This window comes from Lentzea sp. NPDC042327 (assembly GCF_040647275.1).
Classification (GTDB): domain Bacteria; phylum Actinomycetota; class Actinomycetes; order Mycobacteriales; family Pseudonocardiaceae; genus Lentzea.
In genome coordinates this window covers 1-10,732 of record NZ_JBEZBX010000013.1, presented here as the reverse complement: position 1 = coordinate 10,732, position 10,732 = coordinate 1, and the positions used below count along the sequence as shown (strand labels likewise).

The 10,732-nt window shown below is 69.8% G+C and carries 9 protein-coding genes; 8 read left to right on the top strand and 1 reads right to left on the bottom strand.

Annotated features, from left to right (window positions below; translation table 11 throughout):
* Positions 1-16: 16 nt before the first annotated feature.
* Genes AB0A63_RS28820 through AB0A63_RS28810 form a run of 3 tightly spaced genes read left to right on the top strand, consistent with a single transcriptional unit; the run spans position 17 to position 1,449 of the window.
* On the top strand, positions 17-319 hold the full coding sequence (locus AB0A63_RS28820) for a YbaB/EbfC family nucleoid-associated protein (protein ID WP_360397099.1): 303 nt from the start codon (positions 17-19) through the stop codon (positions 317-319).
* A 6-nt stretch (positions 320-325) separates the two neighbouring features.
* Entirely contained in the window at positions 326-934 is a 609-nt protein-coding gene (gene recR, locus AB0A63_RS28815; protein ID WP_360396901.1) for a recombination mediator RecR, read from the top strand.
* 41 nt (positions 935-975) lie between these two features.
* A complete protein-coding gene (locus tag AB0A63_RS28810) occupies positions 976-1,449 on the top strand; it encodes an AAA family ATPase (protein WP_360396900.1) in 474 nt (157 codons plus the stop codon).
* On the opposite strand, the gene AB0A63_RS28805 is transcribed toward AB0A63_RS28810, so the two are convergent.
* Complete coding sequence (locus AB0A63_RS28805) at positions 1,428-4,706, bottom strand: BTAD domain-containing putative transcriptional regulator (protein ID WP_360396899.1); 3,279 nt, start codon at positions 4,704-4,706, stop codon at positions 1,428-1,430. The two genes, AB0A63_RS28810 and AB0A63_RS28805, sit on opposite strands and share 22 nt — an antisense overlap.
* 216 nt (positions 4,707-4,922) lie before the next feature.
* Here AB0A63_RS28805 and AB0A63_RS28800 point away from each other — a divergent pair, with 216 nt between their 5' ends.
* The 5 genes from AB0A63_RS28800 to AB0A63_RS28780 are packed head-to-tail and all read left to right on the top strand — an operon-like array spanning position 4,923 to position 10,686.
* Positions 4,923-6,602, top strand: a complete 1,680-nt coding sequence (locus AB0A63_RS28800; RefSeq protein ID WP_360396898.1) for an ABC transporter substrate-binding protein — start codon at positions 4,923-4,925, stop codon at positions 6,600-6,602.
* Between the two features lie 43 nt (positions 6,603-6,645).
* Entirely contained in the window at positions 6,646-7,650 is a 1,005-nt protein-coding gene (locus AB0A63_RS28795) for an ABC transporter permease (protein WP_360396897.1), read from the top strand.
* Positions 7,651-7,654: 4 nt separating this feature from the next.
* Positions 7,655-8,578: an ABC transporter permease gene (locus tag AB0A63_RS28790; protein WP_360396896.1), complete on the top strand. Its 924-nt coding sequence runs from the start codon at positions 7,655-7,657 to the stop codon at positions 8,576-8,578.
* A gap of 6 nt (positions 8,579-8,584) precedes the next feature.
* Complete coding sequence (locus tag AB0A63_RS28785; RefSeq protein ID WP_360396895.1) at positions 8,585-9,583, top strand: ABC transporter ATP-binding protein; 999 nt, start codon at positions 8,585-8,587, stop codon at positions 9,581-9,583.
* Positions 9,580-10,686, top strand: a complete 1,107-nt coding sequence (locus AB0A63_RS28780) for an oligopeptide/dipeptide ABC transporter ATP-binding protein (protein ID WP_360396894.1) — start codon at positions 9,580-9,582, stop codon at positions 10,684-10,686. The genes AB0A63_RS28785 and AB0A63_RS28780 overlap by 4 nt, the downstream gene beginning before the upstream one ends.
* The last annotated feature ends 46 nt before the right edge of the window (positions 10,687-10,732 follow it).

The following is a 10,732-nucleotide window of genomic DNA, read 5'->3' as shown; positions in this document are numbered from 1 at the left end:
GCAACCCGGTTTCGACATGCAGGCACTGCTCCAGCAGGCCCAGAACATGCAGCAGCAGATGGCCACCGCCCAGCAGGAGCTGGCCGAAACCGAGGTCGCCGGTTCCGCGGGCAACGGCCTCGTCACCGCGACCGTCACCGGTGGCGGTGAGCTCATGAACCTCACCATCGACCCGAAGATCGTCGACCCCGAGGACGTCGAGACGTTGCAGGACCTGGTGATCGCCGCCATCAAGGACGCGAACACGAAGGCCCAGCAGTTGGTGGAGCAGAAGCTCGGTCCGCTCGCGCAGGGCGGCCTCGGCGGATTGCTCGGGTAAGTCGCGATGTACGAGGGGCCGGTTCAGGACCTCATCGACGAGCTGGGCCGGCTGCCCGGTGTCGGCCCGAAGAGTGCGCAGCGCATCGCCTTCCACCTGCTCGCGACGGAGCCCGCGGACATCGAGCGGCTGCAGAGCGCGTTGCAGAAGGTGAAGGAAGGCGTTGTGTTCTGCGACGTCTGCGGCAACGTGAGTGCGGAGACCACCTGCCGCATCTGCCGGGACCCGAAGCGGGACCTGACGCTGGTGTGCGTGGTCGAGGAACCCAAGGACGTGCTCGCGGTCGAGCGGACCAGGGAGTTCAGGGGGCGCTACCACGTGCTCGGCGGGGCGCTCGACCCGCTCAGCGGGGTGGGGCCGGACCAGTTGCGGATCAGGCAGCTGCTCACGCGGATCGGCACGCCGACCAACGGGGTCGACATCTCCGAGGTGATCATCGCCACGGACCCGAACACCGAGGGTGAGGCGACGGCCACCTACCTGGTGCGGATGCTGCGGGACTTCCCGGGGCTCACGGTCACCAGGCTGGCGAGCGGGTTGCCGATGGGTGGCGACCTGGAGTTCGCGGACGAGCTCACGCTGGGGCGTGCGCTATCTGGGCGCCGGAGCATGTGACGAACCATCCACCGCGGTTGGGCAGCACCAGGCTGATCGCGGTGGATGGTCCTTCCGGCGCGGGGAAGTCCACCTTCGCGCAGCGGCTCGCCGAGCAGCTCGGGGCCCAGCTCATCCGCACCGACCACTTCGCCACCTGGGACGATCCCGTCACGAGGTGGTGGCCGCGGCTCGTGCGGGCGCTCGACGAGGTCGCGGAGGGCAGGACCGGTCGTTACCGCACGACCGACTGGTCGCAGGGGTTCGCGCGGCCGGAGCAGGGGGAGTGGGTCGAGGTCGAGCCACGACCGGTGCTGGTCCTGGAGGGGTTCTCCGCCGCCAGGAAGGCGAACCACCGCGCCAGCACCGCGATCTTCGTCGACCACGGCACCGAGGAGGCCCGGCTGGAACGCGCGGTCGCGCGGGACGGTGAGCGGCACCGGGAGCACTTCCGGCGGTGGCAGCAGTTCGAGCGCGGCTGGTTCGCCGTCGACGAGACGCGGGACAGGGCCGACTACGTGGTCACGGCGAGCTGATCGCGCACCACGTCGGCCTCCGGTGAGCCGATCGCGTTGAACACCTCAAGCGCCGACTCCCAGTACTTCCTCGCTGCCGCAACGGATCCCGACGCCAGTGCCGCGTCACCGGCCAGGCCGAGCGCCCGTGCGAAGACCCAGCGGTGGCCGGACGACTCGCCGAGTGCGGACGCGCGCAGGGCGCATTCGAGGGCCTGGGGGGCGTCGCCCGTGTCGAGGTGGATGCGGCCCAGCACGAGCAGCACCTCCATCTCGGCGCTGCGGAACTGCGACCGGCCCGCCTCCACCAGCGCCGAGGTCGCCTGCGCCAGCGCCTCCTCGTAGCGGCCGACCCCGCGGTACGCGGCGGCCAGACCGCGGCGGGCGAGGATCATGCCCCACGAGTAACCGGTCTCGGTCGCGCTCGCCAATGCCGCCGAGAACTGCGTCAGCGCCTCCTCGTAGCGCTTGGCACCTTCGAGCGCGCGGCCCAGCAGGTTCGTGGCGTCGCACGAGCTCTTGACGTTCTCCAGGTCAGCGGCGATCTCGATGGCCGCACGGGCGTGCGTCGCCGCTTCTTCGTACCGGCCGCGCATCAGCAGGGTGATGGCCATGCCTTCGTGCAGCGTGTGTCCGAACGTGCGGGCCGCGGAACGTTCGTACAGCTCGCCCGCGCGCACGAAGTAGTCGGCGCCGAGGTCGGCTTGGCCGCGCATCGCGTACACCTCGCCCAACGCGCGCATGACGTGCGCCTGGGTGATCCACGAGTCGAGCCGCGTGCCGGCTTCGAGGGCCTCCTCGAAGTTCGCGGCGGCCCGGTCGAGCTGGCCGAGCTGCATGTAGATGCCGCCGAGGTTGAACAACGCGGTGGCCTGCAGCTGGTCGGCCTGGACCCGCCTGGTGATCACCAGCGCGCGTTCAAGGTGGTCGGCGGCGTGCTCCAGCTCGCCGAGGTCGATGTAGACGCCGCCCGCGTTCGACAGGACCGCGGCCTCCGCCTGCGGCAGCGAGATGCGCGGCACCAGCGCGATGGCCTGCTGGTAGTAGCCGAGGGCGTTGCGGAGCTGGCCGGTCACCCAGTAGAGCGTGCCCAGCGACGACAGCATCGCGAGCTGGCCGAGCTCGTCGCGGGGTGCGCGGGCGCCCAGCAGGCCCGCCTTCGCCGTCTCCCGCCACTCCGCGGCCAGGCCCTGCGTGTGGAAGTAGCCGCGCAACGCGTCCGCCAGCAGCCACGGCGAGTTCTCCGGGTCGCGTTCCACGGCGTGCGCGACCAGCGCCACCAGGTTGCCGCGTTCCACGTCGAGCCAGCTCAACGCCTCGGTCGAGGTGCTGAACGCCCGCGGCACCACCCCGTCGAGCGGGTCGGGGCGGGGGAAGCGGAACAGCGTCGACTTGAGCGCGGCCGTCGCGTTGTCGACCGACCGCACCGCCCAGTCCACCAGCCGCCGCAACGCCAGGCGCGCGTCGACCTTGCCCTCCTCGAACGCCAGCCGCTCGGCCGCGTAGTCGCGCAGCAGGTCGTGGAACTGGTAGCGGGACGGCGCGTGGTTCGCGATCAGGTTGGCCGTGGCCAGGCGGTCCAGCCGGCGGCGGGCGTCCTGCGGGGTCAGCCCGGACAGCGCGGCCGCCATCTCCGGTGTGAAGTCGGTACCGGGCACCAGCGACAGCAGGCGGAACATCTGCGCCAGCTCCGGCTTCAGCGCCGTGTAGGAGAGGTCGAACGCCGCGTGCACCGCGACCCGCTCGTCGCCCTCCACGGCCAGCGCGGCGAGCCGGTTGCCCGCGCGCAGCTCCTCGACGTAGTCCGCGATCGACAGCTCCGGCCGCGACACCAGGTTCGCCGCCGCGATCCGCAACGCCAGCGGCAGGTGCGCGCACAGCGCAGCCAGCTCCGCGGCCGCGTCCTCCTGCGCGTCCACCTCGGCGGCGCCCACGATGCCCGCGAGCAACGCCCTGGTCTCCGGCCAGTCGAGCACGTCGAGCCGCACGTTCGAGGCCGCGTGCGACACCGCGAGCCCGCGCAGGGTGTCCCGCGAGGTCACCAGCACCGCACAGCCCGGCGACCCCGGCAGCAGCGGCCGGATCTGCTCGGCCGACGACGCGTTGTCGAGCAGCAGCAGCACCCGCTGACCGGTCAGCGTCGAGCGGAACATCGCCTCCTGCTCGTCCTGGTCCAGCGGCACCTGGTCGGGTTCGGTGCCCAGCGCCCGCAGGAACCGCGGCAGCACGTCGACCGCGCTCAACGGCGGACCGGGGGCGTACCCGCGCAGGTTCACGTACAGCTGGCCGTCCGGGAAGTCCGACCGCATCCGGTGCGCCGCGTGCACGGCCAGCGCCGTCTTGCCCACGCCCGGCGGACCGGCGAGTGTGACGACCGGCACGCCCTGGGCGGTCCGGAGCAGGGCGATGATCAACGCCACGGCCTCGTCGCGGCCCACGAAGTCGGGGATGTCGGCGGGCAGCTGCGACGGCACCACCCGCTCGGGCTTCGCCGCCACGACCGCGGCACCGGAGACGGCGGGCGCCACCGCGTCGATCGAGCCGGAGAGCACCTGGCCGTGCACCCGCCGCAGCTCGTCACCGGGGTCGATGCCCAGCTCGTCACCGAGCAGCCGGGACACCCGCTGGTAGGCGGCCAGCGCCTCGCTCTGCCGGCCGGAGCGGTACAGCGCCACCATCAGCTGCGCCCAGAACCGCTCGCGCAACGGGTGCTCGCTGGTCAGCCGGGACAGCTCCGCCACCAGCTCGCCGTGCCTGCCCAGCTCCAGGTCGACCTCGACCCGGCGTTCCAGCACGTGCAGGCGGCGTTCGTTCAGCCGCGGCACCTCGTCGCGGTGCAGGATCTCCGACGGCACGTCGACCAGCGCCGGACCCCGCCACAGACCCAGTGCGGCGGTGAACGCGGCCGAGGCGGCCGGCAGGTTCCCCGCGGCGCGCTCCTGCTCACCCTGCTCGATCAGCGGTTCGAAGCGCATCAGGTCGATGGTCTTCTCGTCCACGTCGATCAGGTATCCGTCTGGCACGGTCCGAATGGGCACGGACGGACCGAGCAGCTGCCGCAACCTCATCACGTACGTCTGGAGCGTCGCGCGGGCCCTGGCCGGCGGCTCGTCGCCCCACACGTTCCCGGCGAGCTCGTCGACCGACACCGACGTGCCGGCGCGCAGCAGCAGTGACACCAGCAACGCGCGCTGCCTACCCGCTCTCACCAGCAAAGGTTCGGAGTCGACGAGCACTTGCAGAGGGCCGAGCACGCGGAACTCGACGTGCCTGCTCATGCGCCCTCCTCCGCGTGTCGCTGTTGTTTCTACAGCCTAGGAGAGCGTTCGACGCATCTGGCGTGCTCACGTTGGGTCAGCGCGCATGCGCCGGACGTATCAGAATGCCTGGTCTAGTGGCCGGATCGTGACCTGGACTACCTCGGGAGGGGTATGAACAACGGTTATGGTCGGCGACCACACCGTGAGATGTGCGGATTGTCCAAGGGGTGTTTGATGGTCCACTCAGTAACGGCTCGCCGCCGTTGGGTAGCCGCGATCGGCTTCCTCAGCGTCAGCGCGCTGGCCCTGTCCGGTTGCGCGCAATCCCAGCGCGACTCAGGGGGCGGCGGCCAGCAGGGCGGCACGCTGACCTTCGGTGCCGCAGGCGCGCCGAAGCTGTTCGACCCGTTCTACGCGACCGACGGCGAGACCTTCCGGGTCGCCCGTCAGATGTACGAGGGTCTGGTCGGCTTCAAGCCCGGCACCGCCGAGGTCGAGCCCGCGCTCGCCGAGAAGTACGAGCCCTCCGCTGACGGCAAGACGTGGACGTTCACCCTCAAGGAGAACGTGAAGTTCCACGACGGCACCGCGTTCAACGCCGAGGCGGTCTGCTTCAACTTCGAGCGCTGGTACAACCAGAAGGGCGCCGGCCAGTCCGACGCCGTCTCCCAGTACTGGCTGGACAACTTCGGCGGGTTCAAGGGCACGCCGGACAAGCCCTCGCTGTACAAGTCCTGCACGGCCAAGGACGCCAAGACCGCGGTCATCGAGCTGAACGAGGTCACCTCGCAGTTCCCGTCGGTCCTCGGCTTCACGTCGTTCTCGATCTCCAGCCCCGACGCGCTGAAGAAGTACGACGCCGACAACGTCCAGGCCGCAGGTGACTCGTTCACCTACCCGGCCTACGCCACGGAGCACCCGACCGGCACGGGCCCGTTCAAGTTCAGCAAGTACGACAAGGCCAACAACACCGTCGAACTCGTCCGCAACGACGACTACCACGGCACCAAGGCCAAGCTGGACAAGATCGTCTTCAAGATCATCCCGGACGAGACCGCCCGCAAGCAGGCGCTCAAGGCCGGCGACATCGACGGCTACGACCTGCCGAACGCGGCGGACTGGGCCGGTCTGAAGACCGACGGCTTCAACGTGGCGATCCGCCCGGCGTTCAACGTGTTCTACCTGGGCATCAACCAGAAGAACAACCCGAAGCTCGCCGACCTCAAGGTCCGCCAGGCCCTGATGTACGCGATCAACCGCGAGCAGCTGGTCAAGTCGCAGCTGCCCGAGGGCGCCAAGGTCGCGACGCAGTTCATGCCGGACACGGTGAACGGCTACAACAAGTCGATCCCCGAGGTGAAGTACGACGTCGAGAAGGCGAAGGCGCTGCTCGCCGAGGCCGGTGCCACCGACCTGACCCTGAAGGCCTACTGGCCGTCCGAGGTCACCCGCCCGTACATGCCGTCCCCGAAGGACCTGTGGGGCGCCATCGCCGGCGACCTGCAGAAGGCCGGCATCAAGCTGGACGTCGTCACCAAGCCGTGGAACGGCGGCTACCTGACCGACGTCGACAACGGCATCCCGGACGTGTTCCTGCTCGGCTGGACCGGTGACAACGGCACCGCCCACAACTGGGTCGGCACGTTCTTCGGCCGCACCGACAACCGCTTCAACACCGGTGTGTCGGCGTGGGGCGCCTCGCTCGCCTCCGACCTCGCCAAGGCGAACTCCGAGCCGAACGAGGGCAACCGCACCAAGCTGTACGAAGAGGTCAACAAGAAGATCATGGAGGAGTACCTCCCCGCGATCCCGATCTCGTACTCCCCGCCCGCTCTGGTGTTCAAGTCGGACATCAAGGGTGTCGTCCCGAGCCCGTTGACCGACGAGAGGTTCGGTTCGGCCTCCAAGGGCTGAGTCGACCAGCTCCCACCACAAGAGAACAACGGGGTAGCTCACAGTGCTCCGCTACACCATTCGACGGCTGGTCCAGCTGGTCGGCGTGGTGCTGGTGCTCTCGCTGCTGCTCTTCGCGTGGCTGCGCGTACTCCCAGGAGGGCCGGTCTCGGCCCTCCTGGGAGACCGCTCCACACCGGAGAAGGCGGCGGAGCTCACCAAGCAGCTCGGCCTCGACCAACCGATTTTCGTGCAGTACTTCAAGTTCCTCGGTCGCGCGGCGACCGGCGACTTCGGCGTCTCCACCGGTGTCCAACCCGGTGACTCGGCGCTCGACATCTTCCTCCAGCGGTTCCCCGCCACGCTCGAACTGAGCTTCTTCGCGATCCTCATCGCGATCGCGGTCGGCGTCCCGCTCGGTTACCTCGCCGCGAAGCGCCGCGGCGGCTGGTTCGACAACCTCAGCGTCGTCGGCTCCCTCATCGGTGTCGCCGTTCCGGTGTTCTTCCTGGCCTACGTGCTCAAGGGCGTGGCGTCGTCCACGCTCGGTCTGCCGTCCAGCGGCCGCCAGGACGCCATCGACGCCACCCGCGTCACCGGCTTCTTCACCCTCGACGGAATCCTCACCGGCGAGTGGGACGCGACGTTCAACGCGCTGGAACACCTGATCCTGCCGGCCGTCGCGCTGGCGACGATCCCGTTCGCGGTGATCTTCCGGATCACCCGCGCCGCCGTCCTCGACGTGCTCGACGAGGACTTCGTGCGCACGGCCGAGTCGAAGGGCCTCACCGCTCCGGTGATCCGCCGCCGGCACGTGCTGCGCAACGCGATGCTGCCGGTCGTCACCACGATCGGCCTGCAGACCGGTGCGCTGCTGTCGGGTGCGGTGCTCACCGAGAAGGTGTTCTCGTTCCCCGGTGTCGGCGAGGCGCTCGCCATCGGGTTCGAACGGCGCGACTACCCGGTGCTGCTGCTGTTGATCATCATGGCCACGAGCGTCTACGTCGTGGTCAACCTGCTGGTCGACCTCTCGTACGCGCTCATCGACCCGCGCATCAGGACGAGGTGAGACCGTGGCACTGGGAGTGACCAAGAAGGAAAAGATCGACGGTCTCGCGGAGAGCTCGGGCACCTCGCTCGCCGCCAGCGCGTGGAAGAGGCTGCGCCGCAGCCCGGTGTTCCTCACCGGCGCGGTGATCATCGGCATCTTCATCGCGGTGTCGCTGCTCTCGCCGTGGCTCGCGCCGCACAACCCGGCCGACCCGATGCTGATCGACCAGGTCGTCAAGGCGCGCAACGAGATCCCGCCCGCCCAGCCGGGCCACCCGCTCGGCGGCGACCTGCAGGGCCGCGACTTCCTGTCGCGCCTGCTGATCGGCTCGCAGCAGACGCTGATCGTCGGCATCGGCGCGACGGTCATCGGCCTGACCGGCGGCCTGATCCTGGGCACGCTCGCGGGCGCGCTCGGCGGCTGGGTCGACTCGCTCGTCATGCGCGTCGTCGACGTCATGCTGTCCCTGCCGTCGCTGTTGCTCGCGTTCTCCATCGCGGCGATGTTCGCGCGGCCCAGCCAGTTCACCGTGATCCTCGCGGTCGCGATCGTGCAGATCCCGGTGTTCGCCCGGTTGCTGCGCGGTTCGATGCTGGCGCAACGGCACAGCGACCACGTGCTCGCGGCGACGGCGCTGGGCGTGAAGAAGGGCGCGATCGTGTTCCGGCACATGCTGCCGAACTCGCTCGGTCCCGTGATCGTGCAGTCCACGCTCGTGCTGGCCACCGCGATCATCGAGGCGGCGGCGCTGTCGTTCCTCGGCCTCGGCAACCCGGACGACCGGGTGCCGGAGTGGGGCCAGATGCTCGGCGACGTGCAGAAGGTGTTCGACACCCACCCGCACCTCGCCGCGTGGCCCGCGGTCTGCATCATCATCGTCGCGCTCGGTTTCACCCTCATGGGCGAGACGCTGCGCGAAGCCCTCGACCCGAAGAACAGGCGGTGAGTCGTCGTGGCACTGCTCGAAGTTCGTGACCTCTCCGTCGTGTTCCAGCGCAAGGGCGAACAGCCGTTCACCGCGGTCGACGGCGTCAGCTTCGACGTCGAACCCGGTCAGACGGTCGGGCTCGTCGGCGAGTCGGGCTGCGGCAAGTCGGTGACCTCGCTGGCGATCATGGGACTGCTGCCCAAGCGCGGCGCCAAGATCACCGGTTCGGTGCACTACGACGGCACCGACCTGCTCAAGCTCTCCGACAGGGAGATGCGCGACCGCCGCGGCCGCGACCTCGGCATGGTCTTCCAGGACCCGCTGTCGTCGCTCAACCCCGTCGTCCCGATCGGCCTGCAGGTCACCGAGGTGCTCGAACGGCACCGCGGCCTGGCCCGCAAGGAAGCGATGATCGAGGCGAAGGACCTGCTGGACAAGGTCGGCATCCCGGACCCGAACCGGCGGCTCAAGGAGTACCCGCACCAGCTCTCCGGCGGCATGCGGCAGCGCGCGCTCATCGCGATCGCGCTGGCGTGCCGGCCGAAGCTGCTGATCGCGGACGAGCCGACGACGGCGCTGGACGTGACCATCCAGGCCCAGATCCTCACGCTGATGAAGGAACTGGTGCAGGACCTCGACACCGCGCTCGTGATGATCACCCACGACCTGGGTGTCGTCGCCGGCCTGTGCGACGAGGTCAACGTGCTGTACGGCGGCAAGGTGGTCGAGAAGGCCATGCGGCACAAGCTCTTCTCCGAGCCGCGCCACCCGTACACGCACGGCCTGCTGGCGTCGATCCCGCGGCTCGACGCCCCGCGCGGCGAGAAGCTGACGCCGATCAGGGGCTCGGTCGCCGACAACATCCCGTGGACGAGCGCCTGCGCGTTCGCCCCCCGGTGCCCGAACGCGCTCGACGTCTGCCGTGCGGAGACGCCCGCGGAGGTCGACAAGCTCGGTCGCCTGCTCCGCTGCCACAACCCGGTGGTCCCGGGCACCCCGGCCGCCGAGGAGGTGTCGGTATGAGCGAGACCCTGGTGTCCGTGCAGGACATGAAGGTGCACTTCCCGATCAAGCGCGGTGTCTTCTTCGACCGCACGGTCGGCCACGTCTACGCCGTCGACGGCGTGGACCTGGAGATCCGGCGCGGCGAGACCTACGGCCTGGTCGGCGAGTCCGGCTGCGGCAAGTCCACCCTCGGGCGGGCGATGCTGCGGCTGAACGAGCCGACCGCGGGCAAGATGGTCTTCGACGGACAGGACTTCTCGGCCCTCAAGGGCGAGGAGCTGCGCAAGATGCGGCGCCGGATCCAGATGGTGTTCCAGGACCCGCTGTCCTCGCTCGACCCGCGCCAGTCCGTGGAGTCGATCCTGGTCGAGGGCCTGCGGGCGCACGGCCTGGACAAGGGCAAGGAGGAGACCGCCAAGCGCTTGCGCGAGCTGCTCACCGCGGTCGGTCTGCCGACGTCGGCCCTGCGCAAGTACCCGCACGAGTTCTCCGGCGGTCAGCGGCAGCGCATCGGCATCGCGCGGGCGCTGGCGCTGGAGCCGGACCTGATCGTCGCCGACGAGCCGGTGTCCGCGCTGGACGTGTCGGTGCAGGCGCAGGTCGTGAACCTCCTGGAGGACCTGCAGGAGCAGTTCGGCCTGACCTACCTGGTGATCGCGCACGACCTGGCGGTCGTGAAGCACATCTCCGACCGGGTCGGCGTGATGTACCTCGGCGGGCTGGTCGAGGAGGCCGACTCCGAGGACCTCTACGCCGAGCCGCTGCACCCGTACACGCGGGCGCTGCTGTCGGCGATCCCGGTGCCCGACCCGGTCATCGAGGACCGGCGTGAACGGATCCTGCTCGCGGGTGACCTCCCGTCGCCCGCGAACCCGCCCACCGGCTGCCGGTTCCACACCCGGTGCCCGTGGCGGCAGCAGACCCGCTGCGACACCGAACGCCCGGTGCTGCGCGAGCTCAAGCCCGGCCACAAGGTCGCGTGCCACTGGGCCGAGCAGATCCGCTCCGGCGAGATCCAGCCGCACGAGGTGAAGCCGGTCCTGGTCGAGGAGGGCGACGGCCTCTCCCCGGACGTCCCCCTGGTCGGCCCGGCCTCCGTCACAGAGGCGCTCAACCCCTAGCTCCGATGTCACGCGGGGGCCCCGCGTTCCCTTCCGGGGAACGCGG

Excerpts from the sequence above, each read along its gene's own strand:
- AB0A63_RS28800 (WP_360396898.1), top strand. The coding sequence starts at position 4,923 with ATGGTCCACTCAGTAACGGCTCGCCGCCGTTGGGTAGCCGCGATCGGC.
- AB0A63_RS28805 (WP_360396899.1), bottom strand. The coding sequence starts at position 4,706 with ATGAGCAGGCACGTCGAGTTCCGCGTGCTCGGCCCTCTGCAAGTGCTC.
- AB0A63_RS28820 (WP_360397099.1), top strand. The coding sequence starts at position 17 with ATGCAGGCACTGCTCCAGCAGGCCCAGAACATGCAGCAGCAGATGGCC.
- recR (WP_360396901.1), top strand. The coding sequence starts at position 326 with ATGTACGAGGGGCCGGTTCAGGACCTCATCGACGAGCTGGGCCGGCTG.
- AB0A63_RS28780 (WP_360396894.1), top strand. The coding sequence starts at position 9,580 with ATGAGCGAGACCCTGGTGTCCGTGCAGGACATGAAGGTGCACTTCCCG.